Source organism: Evansella sp. AB-rgal1 (assembly GCF_041820985.1).
Classification (GTDB): Bacteria; Bacillota; Bacilli; order Bacillales; family Salisediminibacteriaceae; genus Evansella.
In genome coordinates this window covers 97,137-120,150 of the sequence record NZ_JBGUAU010000018.1, presented here as the reverse complement: position 1 = coordinate 120,150, position 23,014 = coordinate 97,137, and the positions used below count along the sequence as shown (strand labels likewise).

The 23,014-nt window shown below is 34.9% G+C and carries 21 protein-coding genes; 8 read left to right on the top strand and 13 right to left on the bottom strand.

What is annotated here, in order from left to right:
• Positions 1–91: 91 nt before the first annotated feature.
• The 7 genes from ACERII_RS16275 to ACERII_RS16245 form a co-directional block, all read right to left on the bottom strand.
• Positions 92–955, bottom strand: a complete 864-nt coding sequence (locus ACERII_RS16275) for a metallophosphoesterase (protein ID WP_373643771.1) — start codon at positions 953–955, stop codon at positions 92–94.
• A gap of 339 nt (positions 956–1,294) precedes the next feature.
• Positions 1,295–1,888, bottom strand: coding sequence for a class I SAM-dependent methyltransferase (locus tag ACERII_RS16270; protein WP_373643770.1), 594 nt, complete (start codon positions 1,886–1,888; stop codon positions 1,295–1,297).
• A gap of 169 nt (positions 1,889–2,057) precedes the next feature.
• Positions 2,058–2,456, bottom strand: coding sequence for a VOC family protein (locus ACERII_RS16265; RefSeq protein WP_373643769.1), 399 nt, complete (start codon positions 2,454–2,456; stop codon positions 2,058–2,060).
• Positions 2,453–3,238 carry a phosphosulfolactate synthase gene (locus ACERII_RS16260; protein WP_373643768.1) on the bottom strand — a complete coding sequence of 262 codons (786 nt, stop codon included), beginning with the start codon at positions 3,236–3,238 and terminating at the stop codon, positions 2,453–2,455. The genes ACERII_RS16265 and ACERII_RS16260 overlap by 4 nt, the downstream gene beginning before the upstream one ends.
• 149 nt (positions 3,239–3,387) lie before the next feature.
• Positions 3,388–3,612 carry a 2-phosphosulfolactate phosphatase gene (locus tag ACERII_RS16255; protein ID WP_373643767.1) on the bottom strand — a complete coding sequence of 75 codons (225 nt, stop codon included), beginning with the start codon at positions 3,610–3,612 and terminating at the stop codon, positions 3,388–3,390.
• A 201-nt stretch (positions 3,613–3,813) separates the two neighbouring features.
• Entirely contained in the window at positions 3,814–5,067 is a 1,254-nt protein-coding gene (locus ACERII_RS16250) for an ABC transporter permease (protein ID WP_483867431.1), read from the bottom strand.
• On the bottom strand, positions 5,051–5,953 hold the full coding sequence (locus ACERII_RS16245; protein ID WP_373643765.1) for an ABC transporter ATP-binding protein: 903 nt from the start codon (positions 5,951–5,953) through the stop codon (positions 5,051–5,053). Before ACERII_RS16245 ends, ACERII_RS16250 begins: the two co-directional genes overlap by 17 nt.
• Positions 5,954–6,415: 462 nt before the next feature.
• Here ACERII_RS16245 and ACERII_RS16240 point away from each other — a divergent pair, with 462 nt between their 5' ends.
• Both ACERII_RS16240 and ACERII_RS16235 read left to right on the top strand, forming a co-directional pair.
• Positions 6,416–7,105: an AIM24 family protein gene (locus ACERII_RS16240; protein WP_373643764.1), complete on the top strand. Its 690-nt coding sequence runs from the start codon at positions 6,416–6,418 to the stop codon at positions 7,103–7,105.
• Between the two features lie 14 nt (positions 7,106–7,119).
• Positions 7,120–7,776, top strand: coding sequence for an HD domain-containing protein (locus tag ACERII_RS16235; protein WP_373643762.1), 657 nt, complete (start codon positions 7,120–7,122; stop codon positions 7,774–7,776).
• 153 nt (positions 7,777–7,929) lie between these two features.
• Here ACERII_RS16235 and ACERII_RS16230 read toward each other — a convergent pair whose 3' ends face one another.
• Entirely contained in the window at positions 7,930–8,451 is a 522-nt protein-coding gene (locus ACERII_RS16230) for a DUF3189 family protein (RefSeq protein ID WP_373643760.1), read from the bottom strand.
• 474 nt (positions 8,452–8,925) lie between these two features.
• Here ACERII_RS16230 and ACERII_RS16225 point away from each other — a divergent pair, with 474 nt between their 5' ends.
• The 4 genes from ACERII_RS16225 (at position 8,926) to ACERII_RS16210 (ending at position 15,866) form a co-directional block, all read left to right on the top strand.
• Complete coding sequence (locus ACERII_RS16225; RefSeq protein WP_373643759.1) at positions 8,926–9,621, top strand: response regulator transcription factor; 696 nt, start codon at positions 8,926–8,928, stop codon at positions 9,619–9,621.
• Positions 9,614–11,008, top strand: coding sequence for a HAMP domain-containing sensor histidine kinase (locus ACERII_RS16220; RefSeq protein WP_373643758.1), 1,395 nt, complete (start codon positions 9,614–9,616; stop codon positions 11,006–11,008). The genes ACERII_RS16225 and ACERII_RS16220 overlap by 8 nt, the downstream gene beginning before the upstream one ends.
• 491 nt (positions 11,009–11,499) lie before the next feature.
• Entirely contained in the window at positions 11,500–14,946 is a 3,447-nt protein-coding gene (locus tag ACERII_RS16215; RefSeq protein WP_373643756.1) for an efflux RND transporter permease subunit, read from the top strand.
• Positions 14,947–15,167: 221 nt separating this feature from the next.
• A complete protein-coding gene (locus tag ACERII_RS16210) occupies positions 15,168–15,866 on the top strand; it encodes a DUF3889 domain-containing protein (RefSeq protein ID WP_373643754.1) in 699 nt (232 codons plus the stop codon).
• A 79-nt stretch (positions 15,867–15,945) separates the two neighbouring features.
• On the opposite strand, the gene ACERII_RS16205 is transcribed toward ACERII_RS16210, so the two are convergent.
• The 4 genes from ACERII_RS16205 to ACERII_RS16190 form a co-directional block, all read right to left on the bottom strand.
• Complete coding sequence (locus ACERII_RS16205) at positions 15,946–17,328, bottom strand: class II fumarate hydratase (protein WP_373643753.1); 1,383 nt, start codon at positions 17,326–17,328, stop codon at positions 15,946–15,948.
• A 712-nt stretch (positions 17,329–18,040) separates the two neighbouring features.
• Positions 18,041–18,604 carry an FAD-dependent oxidoreductase gene (locus tag ACERII_RS16200; RefSeq protein ID WP_373643751.1) on the bottom strand — a complete coding sequence of 188 codons (564 nt, stop codon included), beginning with the start codon at positions 18,602–18,604 and terminating at the stop codon, positions 18,041–18,043.
• A gap of 137 nt (positions 18,605–18,741) precedes the next feature.
• Positions 18,742–19,176, bottom strand: coding sequence for a MarR family winged helix-turn-helix transcriptional regulator (locus tag ACERII_RS16195; protein WP_373643750.1), 435 nt, complete (start codon positions 19,174–19,176; stop codon positions 18,742–18,744).
• A gap of 183 nt (positions 19,177–19,359) precedes the next feature.
• Entirely contained in the window at positions 19,360–20,532 is a 1,173-nt protein-coding gene (locus ACERII_RS16190; RefSeq protein WP_373643748.1) for an MFS transporter, read from the bottom strand.
• A gap of 203 nt (positions 20,533–20,735) precedes the next feature.
• On the opposite strand from ACERII_RS16190, the gene ACERII_RS16185 reads away from it, so the two are divergent.
• Entirely contained in the window at positions 20,736–21,902 is a 1,167-nt protein-coding gene (locus ACERII_RS16185; RefSeq protein WP_373643747.1) for a TraB/GumN family protein, read from the top strand.
• Positions 21,903–21,952: 50 nt separating this feature from the next.
• Here the strand turns inward: ACERII_RS16185 and ACERII_RS16180 are convergent, their stop codons facing one another.
• The gene (locus ACERII_RS16180) at positions 21,953–22,273 is read right to left on the bottom strand and encodes a DUF4870 domain-containing protein (protein ID WP_373643746.1); all 321 of its coding nucleotides are present in this window, start codon (positions 22,271–22,273) and stop codon (positions 21,953–21,955) included.
• 174 nt (positions 22,274–22,447) lie between these two features.
• Between ACERII_RS16180 and ACERII_RS16175 the strand changes: the two genes are divergently transcribed.
• The gene (locus tag ACERII_RS16175) at positions 22,448–22,909 is read left to right on the top strand and encodes an SRPBCC family protein (protein ID WP_373643745.1); all 462 of its coding nucleotides are present in this window, start codon (positions 22,448–22,450) and stop codon (positions 22,907–22,909) included.
• Positions 22,910–23,014 lie beyond the last annotated feature (105 nt).

The window sequence follows — 23,014 nt, the reverse complement described above, 5'->3', positions numbered from 1 at the left end:
AAAAAAAACGCACATAAATTGTTAGTTTTTGTCCAACAATTTATGTGCAGTTCTTTGCCTTTGTAAAGTGTCACGTCATGTAAATTTTGTCTTAGATGACTTTTTCTAATACATTCTCTCTGCTAGAAGGGAGATAAATGTCGTGAATTGTTATCTCTGGCCTGCTCCCTACTCGAATATTTATACCTGTTTGACCTAGACCTTCATTAATATAAAAGACTTTTCCATCATAGTGAATAAGTCCTTTAATTAAGTTTAATTTAACTAGTTTTCCGAACTTGCGTAAATGATATGGTTTAGGCCAACATATTTGTCCACCATGAAAGTGTCCTGATAATAAATAATCGAAATCAAAATCTTTCATTTGGAAAACAACATTTGGATCGTGAGTTAAAACTAGGCGAAAAATATCTTTTTCAGTAATTCCTTCAAACGATTTTTTAAGATTATGTTTTTTTGAGTGATGATCATCAATTCCAATAAGATGAATTAAGACTCCGTTAACGTATATTTGTTGATTTTCGTTCTGTAACAACATTATATCATAGTGTTTTAATACACGTTTTAATTCTTTTAAATGCATATTTTTTAACTTGTAGTCATGGTTACCTAATACAGCGTACGTTCCGTATTTCGGTTGTAGTTGTTGTAGTATGCGTAAGTAAGAAGTAAGTTTAGGAATGGATTTAGGACGATCTAGAAAATCACCAGTAATTGCAATAAGATCAATTCGTTGCTTTTTTAAAGTTTGAAAAAGTTTTTCAGGTGAAATTGATATATGTTCTAAGTGTAGATCTGATAATTGCAGCACACGAAGTGGTTCCGAATTAGGAGAACCATCTTGAACGGGAAACGGGGTAATGAGATTAGTATTTATTTGAAAAGTATTTTTGTTTGCTATATAAAACATGTAATAAATAAAAACAACTAGAATGAAAGAAAAGTATAATATCAAATTATCTCCTCCTTTATCAACGTATTATCAAAGTGTAAAGGAATTTTGATGCTATGTAAAATGTAATTTGTGGGATTTGTTACATAAAGCAAAGAGGGGGATTCATTACTTCTCATATAGTATGATGTCTACTGAAAATACGCTTGTCACTTGGACCTTTTACTATAAGGAATACTACCTTTGTTGGTCTGTATTGCATTCTCTTCAGCCAGTTCGCGTTCCTGTTTGGAGTAGGTAGCTGGCCGAGCCACCTTCACGACTGACTATGTCGCTAGGGTGTCTCGATCCCCTGCTCTGCCTCCCACTGGAGTTCGTGGCCTTCCGCTTATTTCAACTATGCTAACTAGTCTTGATTCCTGCGTTGGTTTCTTTCTTTGCCTTATAAGTACGCATTGGAGGTATATTTCTTAGAAAATAATTGTCTTCCACAACTTCGAAATATTTCATTAAGTAGCTTTTTAAATGTGAATCTTTTTGAAAGAATGTTTGATAAGGTAAAAAATGTCCTCCATCTCGTAAAATGGAATATGTTTTTGAGATAATATCATCTCTTAATTGATCGCTAAAAAAGGAAAATGGGATGCCAGAAAGGATATAGTTCGCTTCCTTTTCCCCACAATCTGTTAGAATATCATCCACGCATTCGGCACTTTCATTATAAATCAAAACATTATCAAATTGTTGAAAGCATTTGTTTAGTATAGACACGAAATTAGGATTTTTTTCAACGAGTATTAATTTCGAATCTGGTGTTAAATGCGAAAGTAAAAATTTTGTAAACACTCCTGTTCCAGGGCCATATTCAACGATGCAATTACGAACATCGAAATCAATGTCTTTACAAACCCTCTTTACTCCCCAAGAAGAAGTCGGGGTAATGGATGCAATGTTAGGATCGGTAATTAAGTTTCGTATGTAAGATAAAGTACTCATGTTATCCTCCTATGAATTTCCAGTATTACTCTCTAAGTTTTTCTTTATGTAAGAAAAATATGCACTTAAAGATATATTTACTAAATGGTATGAAAAGAAGAAGGTAATATAAAGACACTAGGAAAGAGATTTTCTAGTGTCTTCTCGGTACAAATATGAAATTCTTCCATTAATAAACCATAGAAATGTCATGATAATATTTGAATTCCAAAAGGTTATTGGATGGATCTATTAAGAAGAATGTAATATGTTCTTCTCGTTTTCCTTTGAAACGGATCATTTTTTCTTGGAAAAAAGGCAGTTCTTTCTTTTTAGCTAACTCTAAACACGAATTAAATTCTTCTAAATCTGTAAAGGTTATGCCGTAATGTCTTGGATACATAGATGGTTTTTCATCAATTTTCTCGGGATTTAAATGACAAACAAGTTGATCGCCAAAAAAATCAAATGTAACTCGATCATTGTACTTCCGAGCAAGCCTACAGCCTAATTTTTCATAAAAATCAGATGTCTCATCTAAGTCTTTACACGGAACTGCTAGGTGAAATACTTTATTTGTTTCTCTCATCTCAATACCTCCCCAACTTTCTTCACCATATGAAATGTATCAGAACGTAACCCTAATCGTAATGTCTCTAAGGGGATCGTGTCTGAGAATGGTATATTCGCTAAGTTTACATTTGGACCCAGTTCATTAATAAATAGAGCTTGAAGATTCTTTGTGGGTGCTTCAAAAATAACTTTATCTAGAGAAATGGAAGAAGAAAAAATACTTTCTAGAATTTCAAATTTAATATCACCACTTCTTGTACATATTCCACCAGTTCCTCCTTCTCTCGTTTCAGTTATCACTTTATATGCACCTGATTCAAAGTCCTCTTGAATAAATTCAATCCAATCGGATGAAGTATGTTTATCAGATTCTATCCCATCTTTTCGCCCAACTTCACTAATGACATGAAACTCTTGTGAAAAATCACGAATGTAAGTAGCTTTTTCTTTATTTGTCATCGGTATTGTTCCGTTGGATATTTCTATAAACGAACATTCGTGTGTTTTGCAATATTGGTAAAAATCATCTGTTTTCCCTTGATCAACATACTTCTCAAACAACGTACCTCCGAAAAAGTAGTTCACTTTATTTTCATTTAAACAATGTATTTTTTTAGGTAAATGTTTTGTAATAATTGATGTTCCCCAACCAAACTTAATAAAGTCAATATATTCTGAGGAACTATTTATTGTGTCCAAAAAAAACTGAATAGGAAGTCCATTATCTATTAAAATGGTCAGTCCAGTATCTCTTGGTTTTCCTTTTCGAATAGGCAGTGTAAGACTTGTATCATTCATATTGTAACCCTCTCAATCTTTGGGATTTCCCATGAAGTATCTACTCATCAAGGGAATGGAGTGATGCACGTACACCGTGTGTCCTCTTTTGTATTATTGTCCTACCGTAGAGATTCGCTTTGGAAACAGTATGTGGAGAACTATCTAAATCAACCTTCAATCGGTAGACCCTGTACCTCGCCGGCCATCAAATAATCTGAAAACTTATTTTTGTACTGAAATCCCTCCTTAACAGACTTAACGAGAAGAATCTCTTTTGCTCTATGAATAAAGGAATAATGTGCAAAAGAAAAAGCTCTAATAACATGAATTACAATATTAATTTGTGAAGGCCGTAATTTCTTATCATTTCCTTGAATAATTTCAACTTGCAAAGAAATCTCCCTTAAAATAGTGAGTAACATTTTTATGTCGGTAGTAATGTTATATGCGTCTGCCTATGGTAACGTACTTGTCTACTGATAATTTGTGTGTTTTGTATATATTTTATTGTCAAACCGTTAAACATAGAAAAATCGCGTAAGTAGGAACTTACGCGATTTTTTATGATGTATAACATTGACTTGAAGGGAGCCTTAGCTTTCTTTTTTTCCTAGTGTGAATGCTTGTTTCATTCCCTCTTTAAAGGAAAACTTCCCATACATCAATACTCCGCCTTTGTAAACTCTTGCCGCAAGTATTGTTATAAGGATTGCACTAATTAAAAGTATAAGGAAGATAAGAATCACTTCCCATGTTGGTATTGTTCCCATTCCGATACGTAAGAATAATAACTGTGGAGTAAAGAATGGAACATATGACAATACTTGAATGAATGTGGCATCTGGTGTATTCAGTCCAAAGATAGAAATAAATAACGCAATCATTGCAAGGAATACAACAGGTTGTAAAGCTTGATTGACCTCTTCTGCTCGGCTTACTAATGCACCAAGCATCGCTGCCATTCCACCGTAGACAAAATACCCAAGTAATATAAGGGTGAGAGCATAGAAAATAAGAGAAATATCTATAACATCGATCAGAAATCGAAACGTGTCTTCCCCACTAATATAAGTTCCAATTAGTGCAGCACCAGCAATAACTAATAAGTTAACCATTCCAGCAATACCGATTCCTACTATTTTTCCTAACATCTGAGTAACTGGATTAATACTAGAAACAAGAAGTTCCATAACACGTGAAGATTTTTCTGTAGCCACCTCGGTTGCGATCATAGAGCCAAATGTTAGGACAATAATATAGATGGCAAAAACGAGCGCATACACCATCCAATACGATTGCATGTGGGATTCCATTGTTTGAACTTCTCCGCCCTCTTGCAATGGGAATTCATCAAAGACGATAGGAGTATAGATTAAGGCTAATTCTTGTTCACTTAAACCTAACTCATTTGTTGCAAGGGATTCCTTAACACGTTGAACATCTTGATGAACCTCTTGAGCAATCATAAAATCATTTCCGCTTCCATAGAATTCTGCTTCTATTTCTTCTAAGTTACCTCTAACAGTTAAAACATAATTATATTGATTGTTTACGGCTTCTTCGATTGCGGAGTCCACATCTCCATCTAAGTGAAGGATATACTCAAACCTACTTTCAGTTTGAGATTCTAGGAACTCACCGATGTTTTCTTCTGTCAAGTCTACAACAGCAATTGTATCTTTCTCTTGGGAAGATTCATTGGAGAAGACATCAATAATATTATTGATGTTTACTAATACTAGAACTAATAAGGACATGGAAATAGTTGCGAAAATGAATGCTTTCGACTTTATTCGTCTTCCAGCTGTATGTGCGATAGTAGTCCAAAAATTAGTCAATGTTATCACCTCCAGCTTTATCTATAAAAATATCATGTAAAGAAGGCTCATCCACTTCAAATTTTCGAACAAACCCTTTTTCAGAAATAGCTCTAAATATTTGTTCTGCTACGGTTTCATTTTCCACCTTTACAGTAGCACCATTTTTGTTAAATTCTATTTTAAGAACACCAGGAATGGAATGCAGAAACTGTAAATCATAATCTGCACGTAGGCTTATACTTTTCATACCGTAAGAGCGCTTTATTTCTCTTAAATTACCTTGAAGAACAGCTTTCCCTTGTTTCAACATGATTAGGTCCTCACATAGTTCTTCTACGTTTTGCATTTGATGGCTAGAAAAAACGATGGTTGTTCCTGCTTTTTGTAAATCTAGTACAGCAGCTTTCAACATATCTGAATTTACTGGATCGAGCCCACTAAACGGTTCATCTAAGATTAATAATTCCGGTTTATGTAAAACAGCTGCCATAAATTGAATTTTTTGTTGATTACCTTTTGACAATTCCTCTATTTTTTTGTTTTCATATTCAGGAACCTGAAACCGATCTAGCCAATGCTTCATTTCTTTGATTATCTCAGGCTTTTTCATTCCTTTGAGTTTCATCAAATATATGAGCTGTTCTTTCACTGTTAATTTAGGAAATAGCCCTCTTTCCTCAGGAAGGTACCCTATTAATTTTGTTCGCTTATAAGAAAGGCGTTCACCGGCCCATGTTACTGTTCCTTCGGTAGGATCCAGTAACCCCAAAATCATTCGAAACGAAGTAGTCTTTCCAGCACCGTTTGCCCCCAATAGTCCAAACATTTCCCCTTTTTCTACTGTAAGAGAAATAGTGTCCACTGCAGTATGATCTTTAAATTTTTTCTTAATATTATTCAGTACTAGTGTCATTTTGTCGCTCCTTTCTTTGGATCAATTTCGAATAAGTGTTGATAGTTTAGTTTCGCTCCATGAATACTTATTTTGAATATACGTAGTTACCATGCAAATGGTTTCGTTTTTTAATTGCAGGCTATGTTTAATGACAATGTTGATTTTTGTGCCATGTTGATTTTTCCGTAAGGTAGGAGACCCCGTAGGTACTTTCACCATTTGGTCTGTAAAGGAGTCTCTTAGACTTCTGATGATTCCTTCAGAAGTTCAACTAGTATGCTTCAAAACGATTCTCACCCGCAATAGGTTTATATTATCTCTCGAATCTGCTTGGTCTATGGAACGAAGATATCTATTCGAAATTAGTTTCTTACTTACCATAATTGTTTTCTAAACAAAATGGAAATAATTTGACTTTCTTCTTTTTTATATGGTCGGAAAAGGGTAAAATTGGTCTATGATGTTAGGGAGGGATGACACATGAGTAAGTATTCAATTGATGAATTTATAAGAAACACTGTTCAGAAGGAAAGGGCAAATGAATTTTTTGAGCTAGAAACAGCACGTATACTAGAAGTGAATTTAAAAGATAAAGTATGGGCGAAAATGGGTTCCATGGTCTCGTATAATGGGAAAATTAAGTTTGAAAGGGAACGATTACTTGAACATGGAGTAGGTAGGTTATTAAAGAAAACGTTTACTGGTGAAGGTAGCTCACTGATGAAGGCCCAAGGTTATGGACAGTTATATTTAGCAGATCAAGGAAAGAAAATTTCCATTATTCAGTTGGACAACGAGATGATTACAGTTAATGGAAACGATCTTCTTGCATTTGAACCAACAATTGAGTGGGATATTAAGCTGATGAAAAAAGTTGCAGGAGTTATGTCAGGAGGTCTGTTTAATGTAACGTTAAAGGGAAAAGGAATGATCGCTATTACTTCCCACTATGAACCACTTACGCTATTGGTACGTCCAGGTATACCTGTGATAACAGATCCACAGGCAACAGTTGCGTGGTCAGGTCATTTACAACCTAAGTTTCGAACTGATATAAGTTTTCGAACCTTTCTTGGTCGGGGGAGTGGAGAATCATTCCAAATGGAATTTACAGGAAATGGGTTTGTTATTGTTCAATCTGTAGAAGAAGGTTATAGTTCAGGGGAGTAATCTCACTAAGAAGGATGATCGTTTTGGATAAGAAACAAATTATTAGTAGAACAGAAGAGTTTGTAAAAAGTCAGTTGAATGGGGAAGGGAGTGGCCATGATTGGTGGCACATTTATCGAGTGACAGAACTCACAAAACGAATCGCTCAAGAAGAACGTGCAGATATGTTTTTGTGCACAATGGCTGCTCTGCTTCATGATATTGCTGATGAAAAAATATCCATAAGTGAAGAGATAGGGCTAGCTAGGGTGAGAGAATGGTTAGATTCTCAATCTGTAAAAAAAGACGAAAAAGACATTATTTTGGAGATTATTTCAACTATTTCATTTAAAGGTGGCAATGGTCCAACATTATCGCGTCTTGAGGCAATGGTTGTACAGGATGCAGATAGACTAGATGCGATAGGAGCGATTGGCATTGCAAGATGCTTTGTTTATAGTGGGTCAAAAGGTCGGATAATGTATGACCCAACTCATCCTCCAAAAGTAAGTATGACGAAGGAAGAGTACCGTTCAAATAATGGAGCAGCTATTAATCATTTTTATGAAAAACTGTTAAAATTAAAAGATTTAATGAATACTGAAACAGGAAATACCATGGCGAAAGCAAGGCATGATTATATGGAAAACTTCCTCACACAATTCTATGGGGAATGGGATGGTGAGAGATAAAAGCTACATAAACAATTAACCTCATAGCAGAGCCATTGATACTAAAACGCAAAGCTGCATGGAACCCTATTCAGGCAGTTCTTCTCTGATAGGCTGGCGCCTTGCGCTTTTCTTATTTCTTTGATGAAATAGTCGAGGGCTCTGCAACTTTGTTTAGAACATCTTATTCACTTCTAAATCTTTATTATCAAGAACTTCAACAAGAGTATCCGTTGTTTTTCCAATTCGCTTCGTGCGCTCTACAAGATTTGTGATATTTAAATATGCTTGTTGTGTACCTTTCACAAGGAGGGGTACGCCAATGAAATCTATATGAAATCTTCTAGAGAAAAGACCTCCAAAAGTCATTGCAAGGGGAACTGTTGGGGAAGCATTGGAAAATATAACTTTATCTTTTATTTTTTCATCCTCATTCAATATTGTAAGTAGTTCGACCATGGATGGTAGAATTATTTTCGAACCACTTCTTCCCATTGTAAATACTTTATCACCATTCTCATCTTTCCCATGATAGACAAACCTTCCCATAGCTTTCGTTGTTAGTTTATTAAAAATATCAATATTTAGTATTTCTTCTTTCGTAGGTATGCGATCTTTGGGAAGTTTATTTAAATGATAGGCAGATGCAATTGCTGAGGAATGTGTTCCTGCGTAACAATTATATACATAGATCATCATTGTACCCCCTAAGTGATTTTTTGATATGATAGTTGGTCATAGAAACGTTGTGCTACATTCACACATTTGGGTTGTAGTGTCTCAAAAAAATGTTGATAAAATACATCTTTGGGTGGATTTAATCTACAGAGAGTTGGAAAATTGAATGAAACTAAGTTATTTCTAATTTTATCATCAACACACTAACTTTTTTCCATTTAATAAAAGGAAACATTAATATGCTATGTGATAGAAGAAAGGAAAAATCTCTCTTATGTTTTTGTTCATATTGCGTTCATAAATATATGTTAGTTTATTGTTGAGTAATTAAAATAACTCTGCTAGAACGGTATAAGGGAGAGAAGTTAGTTGAGGATAAAAAACAGAAAGAAACTTTCTATAGAGCATATTGTTCAGAAACTGCAAAAGCAAGGAGTAGTTGCTGAAATATGTAAACGAATAACTAGCATTTAGTTGATTGGAGGGTTTGTTTTGAAATACCCAATAAAGGTTTTAATCATTGAAGATGATCCAAACATATGTAATTTACTTGAACTTTACTTAGAGAAAGAAGGATATAATGTATTATTTGCTGATGATGGTGAGGTTGGCTTGGAAAGATATTACGATATCAATCCAGATTTTGTAATATTAGATATTATGTTACCTGTTATGGATGGGTGGTCTGTTTGCCGAGAAATTCGTAAGGATAGAAACATCCCTATTCTTATGATTACTGGTAAGGGAGAGAGTTATGATCGTATAAAAGGTTTAGAATTAGGAGCAGATGATTATGTCGTAAAACCTTTTGATCCTAAAGAAGTTATCGCTAGGATCAAAGCGATATTACGGAGGACAAACCCTCATTTTGATTCTAAAGATAATATAGATCTAACCGACTTCACAATAAATATGATGGAGTACAAGGTCTTTAGAAAGGGGAAAGATATAAACCTTCCCCCACGCGAACTAGAACTCCTATACTTTTTAGTTTCACAGCCAAACCAAGTGTTTACACGTCAACAACTATTAGATAGTATTTGGGGTTATGATTTCGATGGAGATTCTCGTACAGTAGATGTTCATATAAAACGAATACGCGAAAAAATCGGAGAAGAAATACATCATTGGTCTTTAAAAACAATTCGTGGTGTAGGGTATAAATTTGAGGTGAAGACGATTGATTAAACGAAGAAGTGTCTTTACCAAACTATTTTCTACTTATCTTTTGATTTTATTTATATCTTTTCTTTTTATTGGGATTGTAATTAATGTTCTGGTTCAAATTGAAATTATCGATCGTTATCATAAGGCATTCGACCATCAGCAACAGCAATTAATATCCTTCTTTCAACTCGCAAAGGATGAGAATTGGACGGAGCAATTACTTTCATCTTCTTTAGAGTTGAATATGAATCAAGAAGATCGGATGATATTTCTATTTGATGAATCTGGAAATATTAAATATAATGAGAATCTTTTTATGAATTTGGAAATAGACTTATCCATTGAGGAACTCCTATCCGAGGAAACATCCCAAAGGTATCATAACCAAGAGTATGTAGTCTATTTAATGTCGTCTCCTATTCAGTTAGAGATGGAAGAAAATAGTGTATATACGATGGTGATGGTTTTTCATGAATTCGATTCTGACATGAAAAAATTTCGTTTCATACTAAATGTAACAATCTTAATTGCAATTATATTAGCGGGGATTATTATCTTTTTCACTTCAAGGAAATTAACCTCTCCTCTTCGAGAAATGAATCATAGTGCGTTGCAGCTTGCGAAAGGAGATTTTCATCATCGTGTAAAAGTCAAAACCCATGATGAAATAGGTCAACTAGGTGAAACCTTTAACTACATGGCGAAGGAGTTAGCTAGTATTGACCAAATGAGGAAGGATTTTGTGGCAAATGTATCTCATGATTTACGTTCACCGCTAACGTCTATCAGTGGCTTTCTTGGTGCATTAATGGATGGAACTATCCCTATTGAGCAACAGCATAAATATTTTTCAATTATGAGAAACGAGACGAAAAGACTAATGAAACTTGTTAACGATTTACTGGATATGGCAAGGCTAGAAGCTGACCAAGTAGAAATTAATCCAGTAGCATATAACTTATCTGAACAAGTTAGATTAATAATTGCGAAAATGGAGCCTGCGTTGTCTCAAGCTAAAATGGAAATTGAGTTATTATGTGAAGATGATGACTTGTTTGTATTAGCTGATTCAAGTCGGATTGATCAGGTGTTCATAAACTTACTTCAAAACGCTATTCAATTTTCAAAGGAAAATAGTAAGGTGGAAGTCGTGTTAGAAAGGTTAGAGAATGATGTTCAAATTCATATCAAAGATCATGGTCTCGGAATAAACGAAGAGGATGTATCACACATTTGGGAACGGTTCTATAAGAAAGAAAAAGCCAGATCAAATAAAGGCGGAACAGGAATTGGCTTATCTATTGTAAAGCACATTATTGATCTGCACGACACCTCCATTCATGTGAAAAGTGAATTGAATAGAGGAACAAGCTTTACGTTTACCTTACCGCATGCTGAAGAAAAGTAGCGTTAATCTAAGGAGCGTTCGGCAGTTCCCACAGCATAAAAGACATCATGAAGTATGAACGGATCTTGAAATTTCCCCTGGGGTGGAAAGGTAGTGGACTAAAGCGCGCGGTGTACAAACCAACAAAGTAGTATTACTAGATAGTCTGATACACCTATTTTTCACGGTAATATTTAATAAAGTTAAATCCATTGTAAATTAGAAAGGATTTCTTACTTTTTTAAGAAGTCCTTTCTCTTTGTTCATACTGTGTTCATATTCACCTGTTATCTTATGTTAAGTAGAGTAGTTAAACATGTAACTTTCTTAATAGTGGGGTGGGGTGTTAAAGGGAATTAATAGAAGTACTAGTAGAGATTTATTTTAGCAACATTTTATCATTACGAAATGAATTGAAAATTGAAGCTAGTTTTGAGCTAAAGAAGAGTTACCTATTTTATGAATGTTTGAAAAGTTTCTAACTGTTATACAGAAAGCAAGGAGGATAAAGTGTGAACATAACTAAGTTTTCAATTAAAAGACCGGTTTTTACAATAGTAGGAATGGTTATCTTTTTACTATTAGGGGCAATTTCTTTAACAAATATCCCGTTAAAGCTAATGCCAGATATTGATCCACCTATAGGGGCAGTGGTTACAAGTTATCCAAATGCTGGCCCAGAAGAAGTTCTTGAAAGAGTATCAAAACCGTTAGAAAATAGTTTGGCTACTGTTCAAGGATTAAATAATATTAGTTCCATCTCAATGGAAGGGGCTTCCATGACGATATTAGAGTTTTCATGGACAACATCAATCGATGATGTTGAGAACGATATTATTAGTCGGATGAATCAGGCGCCATTGCCAACAGGGGCAAATTCCCCATCCTTTTTAAAATTTGACCCTTCGCAATTTCCAATAATTCAATTATCCCTATCCTCTGATGAAGAGAATTTTAGCGAATTGGCAGAGGATTTACGATTAGAGTTATTAAAACTTAATGGAATTGCATCTATTGATATAACCGGAGAATCTGTAGATGAGATAATAGTTGAACTAGATCAATATGCATTAGAAGAATACGGACTTGATCAATCAACTGTTATTCAAATGATTCAAGCCCATAATGTCACTGCTCCTGGTGGTTTGGTGGAGAGTAATGATCTTAAGTATACAACACGCGTATTGTTTGAAATGACGAGTATGGAAGATATTGAAACGATTGTTTTGACTGTAGACCCAGAAACAGGGGATGAAATTACAGTGGCCGATATTGCAAGCGTTGATATCATTTCTGATAATGAAGGTGCTATTACACGAACAAACCAAGAACCTGCCATTATGATGAGTGTTCAACAACAGTCTGATGCAAACCTCGCACAGGTATCAACACAGTTTAATGATCGACTTAGTGAACTACTCGATGAAAATAAATTTAGCGATATAGAAGTAGCGATCCTCTTTGATCAGGGAGAATACGTTCAGGAAGCAATTTCAAGTGTTTCAACTGCACTAATTGTTGGTGGGTTATTTGCAATTCTTGTTCTTTTTGCTTTCTTACGTAGCTTGAAAACTCCATTGATAATTGGAATTGCGATTCCTTTTTCTGTCATTGTTACGTTTGTATTAATTTACTTTACCAATCTTTCGTTAAATATAATGACGCTAGGTGGTTTAGCACTGGGTATTGGGATGCTCGTAGATAACTCTATTGTTGTTATTGAGAATATATATCGACATTTATCTATGAATAAAGATCCAAAATCTGCTGCCTTTGATGGAACAAAAGAGGTAGGGGGAGCCATTACCGCTTCCACACTAACTACCATTTCTGTTTTCTTACCTGTGGTATTTATTTCAGGTATCGTCGGTGAGATATTTATGGAGTTTGCGTTAACCGTTTCTTTTAGCTTATTAGCATCTCTTGCAGTTGCACTTACAGTTGTGCCTATGGTTGCAAGTCGATTACTAAAGACTCCGATAGAAAACTTAGAAGAAAAACGTCAGAAAAGTGCTTTTATTCGAACTATTAGTAAGTCGATTACATGGTCATTAAAACACCGGGCTGGAGTACTAACAATTACATTTTTATTGTTAGTGGCAGGTGCATTTGGAGTCACTCAAGTTGGAACAGAATTCATTCCAGCTACGGATGAAGGCTTCTTTCAAATTGAGATTGAAATGGAGAGAGGTACACCACTAGAGGAAACTCTTGCAGCCGTAGAAAATATCGAGGATGTTTTGGATGACGAACGTGATATATTACATTACATGAGTACCATTGGTGCTGGTGGAGGTCCAGAGGCAATGCTCTTTGGTAGCTCTGGATCTCATGAAGCTTCCATTTTTGTAACGATGGTGTCATTAGCAGATCGAAATCTTTCTACGATTGAATTTGGCGATTCAATTCGTCGGGATATAGAACGAGCTGCACCAGATGCAGAGGTTTCTATACAGCAACAGGCTATGATGGGCAATGCTCCGAACACAATCACGTTTAATGTTACGGATGCTGACCCTATCAGATTAGAAGAAGTTGTGTTTGCGTTATCGGAAGAATTTGAGGATATGAGGGAATTTCATGAAGTTTCCAATGGGTTAACTGATACCGTTACAGAAATTCAATTTTTTGTTGATGGTGAAGCAGCAAGACAGTATGGTTTTGTTCCAGCCCAAGTGGCACAAATGGTTCGAGAGAAAATGAACGGGGCACTAGCAACACAAATTGTAACAGAAGAAAATGAAATATATGAAGTTCATGTGCGCTATGGAGAAGAATTTATAAGTACCATAGAGGCAGTGGAAGGTTTATTGCTTCTTAGTCAAACTGGGCAATTCGTAGCTCTAAATGAAATAGTAGATATAGTGGAAGGGGAAGGTCCAGTAACAATTAATAGGATTAACCAAGAGTCTTCTGTTCAGTTTACACTTCATTATGGGAATCAATATAACTTAGGAGAAATGTCTCAACTAGTTCGATCAACTATTGACGACATGAATATTCCAACTGAAACAACTGTTTCCTTTACAGGTGATGATCAAATGATGCAAGATGCTATAGGCGATTTAACAATGGCATTAATATTAGCACTCGTGTTCGTTTATTTAGTGTTAGCAGCACAATTTGAGTCATTTAAATATCCTTTTGTTATTATGTTCAGTGTTCCATTAGTCGTTGTTGGAGTAGCGATAGGACTTACTGTTACGTTAACTCCGTTAAGTGTCATGGCATTTATTGGTTTGATCGTACTGGCAGGTATAGTTGTAAACAATGCCATTGTATTAGTAGATTACATCAATAAAAAGAAAGAAGCAGGAATGCGTACCTATGATGCTATTGTTGAAGGAGTTAAAGATCGTGCTAGACCTATCTTAATGACATCTGTAACAACGATTTTAGGTCTAGTTCCATTAGCATTAGGAATGGGGGAAGGTGCAGAAATTCAACAACCAATGGCAATTACTGTAATTGGAGGTTTAATTAGTTCCACATTCTTAACACTATTCTTTATCCCAGTAATTTATAGTTTCTTTGATAAAGAAACAAGACACTTAAATCGAAAATATGTAACGCCAGATGGCCAACTAGTTCCTGCGTATTTAATTGATGAGAAATATATGGGAAGAGATGATGAAGTTGGGGAACGAAGTGAGGAGTTTACTATGCTACCTCCTCGAAGTCAGCGTCGCTATATAGAACAAGCAGAAGAAAGTACAGATTATGAAGTGGACGAAACTTTGCTAGACGATGAGCGTGAAATTGACCGTTCAGAGTATTATCACAATGTTGCCGAAGAAGAAAAGAAAGCAAGCAGTGTGGACGAGAATGACGATTCATTATCAGATAGAAAAGAAAGCTCAAATGATAATGACAATGGTTTATCTCGAGATGAGCTGTTGGATATATTAGAAGATGTTCTGAATCGAGACCGTAATAGAAGAAATAAAGATAATGAGTAAAAGTAAAAAAATGCTTTGTTAACATAAAGCTAAAGCTAGAGAAGAGCCGCTCAACTGGCTTCTTTTCTAGCTTTTTATTTGATAACTTTAAACATTTTCGTATGTATGTTCTAACAATTGATTCTATCAACAGTAAAAAATACTACGTAGATATTTGTCACAGGTCAACCATTTTGAAACATACAGTATGGAAGGTTGATAAAACAGGAGGGAACTTACGAATGAATTATTATTCTTCTTTTTTACCAAATGTAAATCCATATGGGAAACCACAAGAAAATCCTTATGCCTATTATCCAAATCATGATTATTATAATCCACATTATATAGCATATCCTTACATGGGAAATCCTCACATCATGTATAGACAGCAACCTACAACAGGTCAAGCCATGTGGACGGAAGGTGGTCAAGTAACGCAGTGTGGAATTCCTTGGTCTCAGAATAAATACATGACAGCAGCTGTTGGAGATCACTCTACCATTCAATGTGGTGAAAAGGTAACAGTTAAAAACCTCTCTTTACCTGATCAAAAAGAAATTACAGTTTTAATTGTAGATAGAGTTCCAAATTTTGGTGCAAACAATATTAACTTGCATCGCAAGGCATTTGAAGCATTGGGAGCTAATGTAAATGAAGGTGTGATATCTGTAGAAATAATTCCAACAACATCTATGGAAGAACATGTTGGTACTTGGGGGAATTATTTAACAGGAGTGGTGCAACCAGCCTATCCGGGATATATCATTACAGATTTTCAATTTATTGAATCAACAGAAGTCTCTCAAAATCAGGTGAAAGATGTATATGAGTTTAATCTTCAATCACCAATGACACAACAAAAAATGAAATTACAAGCGAATATTACGTATAATCCAGCTACAAATAAAGTTATTTCATTAGATTTTAAAGAAAAATAATAACACAAAAAAAGAGTTGCCTGGTTTTGCAACTCTTTTTCCATATACATTATAAAGGTTATTGGAACATATGGATAATTTATACCATTCCTTTAGGATCAATAGCATTTTCGATATCAGCAGTATATAATCCTCTTTCTTGTAAGACCTGTTTTATTGTTTTCTTTTCTTCATCTGCTTGCTTTCCAATTTGAGAAGCTAAATCATAACCTAATAATGAGCTTGTTCCTGTGACTAAGGATAAACTTGATTCCATCCATTTATTACACATTTGTTTATCTGCCTGAATACCATCAATACACTTTAAAGTTAATGTGGTGATTGCATTTGCAAAAATTTCAATAGAATGAAGAAGATTGTATGCAATTAAAGGCATCATTACATTAATCTCCAACTGGCTACCATGTCCAGCAGTGGATACGGCAGATTCATAGCCAATTATTTGGCAACAAACCATATGTGTCATTTCTAAAATGGCAGGGTTTACTTTACCAGGCATAATCGTAGAACCAGGCTGGACAGAGGGCAATGTTATTTCTGCAAATCCTGTTCTAGGACCTGAACTTAATAATCGAAGATCACTCGTAATTTTGATTAAATGAATAGCCAGTTCTTTTAAATTCATCATGATATGGATAACTGCATTTCGATTCTGCATAAAACTGAATAAGTTATCTGGTTCGCGAAATGGAAGCCCTGTACGTTTCGAAACCTCGGATATTACTTTAGGAATATAATCAGGATTAAGATTCACTGTAGTTCCAATTGCATTGCCACCTAACCCTATTTCATATAATTTGTCTTGGGATTCATCCAATTGATCATACACTACCTTTATTGTACCCGCGTAGCCTAAAAATTCCTGACCTAGTCTCATTGGCACTGCATCGTGTAAATGAGTTCGACCAGTTTTTAATATGTTCATAAATTCTCCAGATTTACAATGGAGAGATTGCTGCAATTTTGATAAAGAAGGAAGTAGTTTCTCATTCATTAACTCGAGAGTGGCAATATGCAATGCGGATGGGAAAGTATCATTCGTTGATTGAGACATATTTACGTGGTCATTTGGATGTATTCGTTTATTGTAATTTTTTCCTAGTAGCTCTGTTGCGCGATTGGCAATTACTTCATTCGCATTCATATTTTGAGAAGTTCCAGCTCCGGCTTGATAAACATCAACGAGAAATTGATCATCCCATTTTCCGTCAATCACTTCTTCTGAGGCTTGTACAATAGCTTTGCCAATTTCCTTAGAAAGAGAACCTAATTCCATATTTGTGATAGCGGCGGACGCTTTAATTATTCCCTGTGCTTTAATGAAAGCTCGTGGAAGTTTTATTCCACTAATTTGAAAATTATCAATAGCACGTTGAGTTTGAGAACCATAGTAGGCTGAAGAAGGAATTTTAATATTACCTAGTGTATCCTTTTCAATACGATATTGGTCAGATGAATTCATACTATTCTCCTTTAGATTCAAATGGATGAGAAAATACTTTCGTTTTATTTATTATTTTGTCCTAAATTATATCGCTTATGAAAAAGAACACAAATAAATCGCCAATGGAATTCAAACAACAAAGTGAGTAATACTAGATTGTTTATCTACATATTGATACGAGTATTTTCAGATAATATAAAGAAGGTACCTAAATCATTAGATTAAAGGGAAAACTTCGTATGCTGCAAAAATCAATTTTCTCCATCGGTTCCGTTCAGCTTAAGAGCATTTCTTCACAATTAAAGGCTTTACTATTTAATTAGACCATAAAATTTTCCAGTAATCTCTAAAAATAAGCAGAATATGAACGTAATAAACATGAGCTAATTAGCTGTGTATGAAATATGTTTCATGATAAAAGAGGCTGGAACAAAAGTGTTTTCAGTAAAGAGAAATCCGAACGAAATGAATCTTGGTATACTATTCGCTGCAGAAATATACTTCGCTTTCCGCGGGCGGCTGGTGAGCCGCCGAGCGCTTAAGCACTCTTGGGGTCTCACCCTTACATTTTAATCCCGCCGGAGTCTTCGTATATTTCCTCCGCTAAGGTTACCTATCGTTCGTCTTTTCAATGTTACACTTTCGTTATGACCCAGCCTCTTCTTGCTGTATAATTTTTAGATTTCTCCCTCTAAACGGAGCTACTTAAAATCATTAGGCAACTTCTTTATTATGTTAATAAATCGTGATCAACGTAACGTTCACCATTGATTTCACTAATGATATTGATCGCAACTGCAGCACCATGTCCAGCAGTAACGATAGTATGAACACTAACTCCTGCCACAGTTCCTGCTGCCCATATACCATTAATATTTGTTTTTCCTTCAGAATCAACTTTAATGTTCGATTTAATTCTTGGTTCTGTACCTGGAATAACTTTTAAGCCGACTTTTTCAGCTAGATCAGCTAAGACTCCAGTTGCAAGGAGAACATGTTTTGCTTGGACAACGCTATTACTTTCGGTTTCAACACTAAAGAAGTCATCTTCTTTCACAATATTTACTACAGTATCTATAGTAAAATCTGTTCCTAACTTCGTTGCTTGATTTATTCCTTTTTCAAGTAGTGCCGGACCATCGATGCCTTCCACGCCATAGTGATTTTCCACCCAAGCTCGTTTTGTCAGACTTTTTTCACTGTCGATTAAAAGTGTTTTTTTACCAGCTTTAGAAGTGAAGATTGCGGCACTTGCACCAGCAGGACCAGCACCAATAATTACTACATCATACATTTGTTAAAACCTCCATTTGTAAGAATTAGATAGATTTATTGAACTTTTCATGAAATGAATCTTTTTTGTTGTAGTAGCAACTAATATTGGAGAATAAGTTGATATAGCAACTAGTAGAGAGGAAATAAACTGCTTACTTAATATAAACAGTCTACATTTTTACTTATTTTTGCTAAGGTTTTTTCTAGCTGCTCTAATTCTTCCTTTGAAATATCTTTTACTACCATTTCATGAAAAGATTCAGCAATTGGAATTACTTTTTCACCAAGTTCTTTGCCTCTAGAAGTCAAAAATAATTTGATAGAACGGCGATCATTTTGGCATTGCACTCTTGAAATAAATCCTTTTTGTTCCAAGTTTGAAGCCATCCGAGCAATGTTTGTTTTATCTTTTTTTAATCGGATAGATATTTGGTTTTGCGTTAGGCCATCTTTTTCCCACAATAGCATCATAACCAGGTTTTGCTCAGGGGCTATGTTTAGCGCTTCTAACTTATTTTTAATATAACTAGTAAGGTGTAGGTCTGTTTGATGTATCTTAATACTAATGTAATCTTGTAAAGAAAGATTCATAAATTTACCTCTCAAAATTAATTGATTGTTATAGGTACTAAATATAATTCTTAATATAAAGGATAGGTATTTCCTAGTCAAATAATTACTTCACTAAGTTAAAAGATAATCTAAAGGAGCTAAATGAATACTTATAATTTAGTATAGGCACTGAAAAAAATATAGATTCAGTGCCTATCTTATTCACGACACCTTCACTTGCAACTGGTTTATATTCTTTGCATAAACACGGTATAAAAGGAAAGCAACAATCGATAAAAGAATACCAATTATATATGGTAAACCTATTGAGATAGAGAATAGCAGACCACCTAATGGTGGACCGATTACTCTCCCCATTGAATCAAATGAAGCTAAAAGTCCTGTTGTACTTCCGTGTCCTGTTGTTGATTTTTTTGTTAATAATGCTGAAACACTTGGACGGATAAAACCATTCCCAATTCCAAATATAGTTAAGTAGATTGCTGCTGTTGTGAAGTTGTCTATTAGTAAGATTAGAGAGAAACCGATAGCAGAAATAATAATTCCAATTTGAATAACGATACCTTCTCCAAACCTTTTCGTCAGTCTGCCTACTAGACCACCTTGTACAAGAGCTCCTGCAAATCCCATTATCATGAAGACATATCCTAATTCAACTGTCCCTAACCCCGCTTTTTCCGCTGCAAAATAAGCAAAGGTTGCTTCGAGTCCAGCTAACGATACAGAAATGAATAATTGTAGGAAATATAAAATGGAAACGGGTCCTTTTACAGCTTTGTGTAATGGTACTTTTTTTGTTAAAACAGCTTGGGTATCATTTCTAGTTAAGGATTCTTTTAGAACAAACATCACTAAGAAAAAGGTTAAGATAGAGGAAGCTCCAGCAAGTAAAAATGGAATATGTAGACCTGTTTCCGAGAAAATCCCACCAATTGCTGGTCCAAAAATAAACCCAAGACCAACCGCTGCACCAATAATACCCATTCCCTTACCACGATTATCTTCAGACGTTATATCTGCAACATATGCCATAACTGTTGGCATATTTGCTGACGATAAAAATCCGCCGATGATTCTAGCGGCGAACAGCATCCATAGTTGAGTGGATATTGCCATAAAGAAAAAAGAAAGGGCGAGTCCAAAGATTCCAATCATCATTACTGGTTTTCGCCCAAAACGATCGGAAATACGCCCCCACATAGGAGCAAATAGGAGCTGCATAACAGAATAAACAGCCATTAAAAGTCCTAATTGAGTTGGTGTTGCTCCCATGCTCTCAGCATAAAAAGGGAGTACGGGAATGATGATTCCGAAACCTACCATTACGAGAAACATGACAGCAAACAATACAGGCAATGCTTTTTTTGATTCCAAAACAATACTCACTCCAATGTAAAACTATAATCAAGTAGCTTATAATGTAAATTATAAGAGTTTCTTTCTCTAAGAGTCAAATTGGAAAGACTTACTTTGGAGAGGAAAAAAATGAATAGTAATTTTTCATCATGTAGTTCATAATTGAAGAATAATACATGTTAAGTACATGCTATATAAGAAATGATGTAAGGGAGATACATATGTCAGAGGCAAATATTACGAGAATACACCTTAATAATAAAGAGTTCATACTTATTGGAACAGCACATGTATCAAAAAAAAGTGCTGAAGAAGTGAAGGCTGTTATTGAAACAGAGCAGCCTGACTCGGTTTGTGTGGAATTAGATGAGCAGAGATATCAATCCATTGTAGAAGGAAAAAAGTGGAAGGATATGGACATATTCAAAGTAATTAAAGAGAAGAAAGCGACACTTCTTTTAATGAATCTACTTGTTTCGTCCTTCCAAAAAAGGATGGCAAAGCAATTTGGGATTAAGCCTGGTCAAGAAATGATTCAAGGAATTGAATCTGCAAAAGAAGTTGGAGCGGAACTTGTTTTAGCAGATCGAAATATTCAAATTACCTTTGCACGTATATGGCATGGAATAGGATTTATGGGTAAGGCAAAGCTCCTGATGGTGATAATTGGTAGCATTTTTAATAATGAAAAAATATCGGAAGAAGAATTAGAAAAATTAAAAACACAAGATATGCTTCATTCCATGCTAGATGAATTTACAACAGCTTTTCCAAAGTTAAAAGTACCATTGATTGATGAACGAGATCAGTATTTAGCACAAAAAATTAAAGAAGCTCCAGGGCAAAAAATTGTTGCTGTCCTAGGTGCTGCACATGTTCCGGGAATTAAGGAAGAAATTAAAAAGGAGCAGGATTTAGAAGCGATTTCAAAGCGACCTCCTAAATCTAAGGCACCTAAAATTATCGCTTGGATGATTCCAATCATTATCATTAGTATCATTGCCTATACATTTTATGCGAATCCATCAGCAGGACTTCAACAGACGATAAGCTGGATTCTATGGAATGGTTCCTTTTCCGCACTAGGTGTAGCTATTGGGTTCGGACATCCACTTGCGATTATTACGGCTTTTTTTGTCGCACCATTAAGTTCATTAAATCCTCTAATGGCTGCAGGGTGGTTTGCTGGTGCCGTACAAGCATACATGCGTAAACCGAGTGTCCGTGATTTTGAAACGTTATCCGAAGATGTTTATAATGTGAAAGGTTTCTGGAGTAATAAAGTCACTCGTATTTTATTAATTGTCATTTTAGCAAACTTAGGAAGTACACTAGGGACAATCATCGGTGGAGCTGATGTATTGAGGTTGTTTATTGAGAACTTATAATAACGTAAAAAAGTGCCTGTACTCGCTAAGGCACTTTTTTTCATGTGTATTTAGAGGATACGGAAAATGAGAGGAATACGATATTTTTCTCCCTCATATGACTTAATCGCAGCGACAATTGTAAGAATAAAGGATCCAATTCCTAAAATTATTAATAATACAATACCGATTAGCACAAAGATTAGGATGAAGCTAATAATACCGTATACTGTAATAGAAATTAAAAAATTTAAATATTCTCTTCCGTGATAGTCAATGAATTCGGAATCATCCTTCTTAATTAACCAAATAATAATCGGTCCTAGAAAAGCAGTGAAAAAACTAATAAGATATATTAACATTGCAATCACTCGTTCATCTTTTTCTGGCATTTTTTATCACCTCCTTTATCTACTAATTTCGACAGGTGCGACGAGTTTCCTTTTTATTAAAGGCGGAAATTTGATAGCTTGGTCATTATCTTTTTTTGTGTGAATATGAATACTAATGGAGAAGTGCATGAATTAAAGTTTAAAAAGATAATTACAAAGAGAGGTGGGGAAATGATGCCAAAGGGTATTCATACTATTGAATTAAATGTTCCAATAGAAAAAGTATGGCATTTTGTTTCAGATATGGACAGATGGGCACCTTTAGTTCCAGGATACATTGAACACAAAAAGCTTAACGGAAAACAGTCAACATGGAAGTTTGAAAGTGATATCGGTATTATGAAAAAGTTGATACACATGAAAATTGATATTAAAGAATGGACGAAGCCCTCACAAGTTCGTTTTGATTTAACCGGAATTAATGAAAAATTTAGTGGAGAAGGGTACTTTCAAGCAGAGAAATTAAGTGAGACGAAAACCAAGATGGTAGGTTGTCTCGATATTACAGCAAAAGGGATGATGGCACCAATGGTTAATCCAGCATTAAAGACGATTGTTCCAAAGACAACGAAGGAATTATCTGAAGCAATAGCAGCAAAAATTGGTGGAAATGATACATTAACTTCTAATGATTAAAGTATTAGTCTAGTGGAAGATCCTCAATAGTAACCGAGTTTCATATTGAGGATTTTTTTATGAATATAAATCAATTTTTTTTGATTTATATCTTGCTAAAGCGTC

Bases quoted from the DNA above. Each gene is read 5' to 3' on its own strand.
- ACERII_RS16270 (WP_373643770.1), bottom strand. From the start codon at position 1,888: ATGAGTACTTTATCTTACATACGAAACTTAATTACCGATCCTAACATT.
- ACERII_RS16265 (WP_373643769.1), bottom strand. From the start codon at position 2,456: ATGAGAGAAACAAATAAAGTATTTCACCTAGCAGTTCCGTGTAAAGAC.
- ACERII_RS16260 (WP_373643768.1), bottom strand. From the start codon at position 3,238: ATGAATGATACAAGTCTTACACTGCCTATTCGAAAAGGAAAACCAAGA.
- ACERII_RS16245 (WP_373643765.1), bottom strand. From the start codon at position 5,953: ATGACACTAGTACTGAATAATATTAAGAAAAAATTTAAAGATCATACT.
- ACERII_RS16240 (WP_373643764.1), top strand. From the start codon at position 6,416: ATGAGTAAGTATTCAATTGATGAATTTATAAGAAACACTGTTCAGAAG.
- ACERII_RS16235 (WP_373643762.1), top strand. From the start codon at position 7,120: ATGATCGTTTTGGATAAGAAACAAATTATTAGTAGAACAGAAGAGTTT.
- ACERII_RS16230 (WP_373643760.1), bottom strand. From the start codon at position 8,451: ATGATCTATGTATATAATTGTTACGCAGGAACACATTCCTCAGCAATT.
- ACERII_RS16210 (WP_373643754.1), top strand. From the start codon at position 15,168: ATGAATTATTATTCTTCTTTTTTACCAAATGTAAATCCATATGGGAAA.
- ACERII_RS16205 (WP_373643753.1), bottom strand. From the start codon at position 17,328: ATGAATTCATCTGACCAATATCGTATTGAAAAGGATACACTAGGTAAT.
- ACERII_RS16200 (WP_373643751.1), bottom strand. From the start codon at position 18,604: ATGTATGATGTAGTAATTATTGGTGCTGGTCCTGCTGGTGCAAGTGCC.
- ACERII_RS16195 (WP_373643750.1), bottom strand. From the start codon at position 19,176: ATGAATCTTTCTTTACAAGATTACATTAGTATTAAGATACATCAAACA.
- ACERII_RS16185 (WP_373643747.1), top strand. From the start codon at position 20,736: ATGTCAGAGGCAAATATTACGAGAATACACCTTAATAATAAAGAGTTC.
- ACERII_RS16180 (WP_373643746.1), bottom strand. From the start codon at position 22,273: ATGCCAGAAAAAGATGAACGAGTGATTGCAATGTTAATATATCTTATT.
- ACERII_RS16175 (WP_373643745.1), top strand. From the start codon at position 22,448: ATGCCAAAGGGTATTCATACTATTGAATTAAATGTTCCAATAGAAAAA.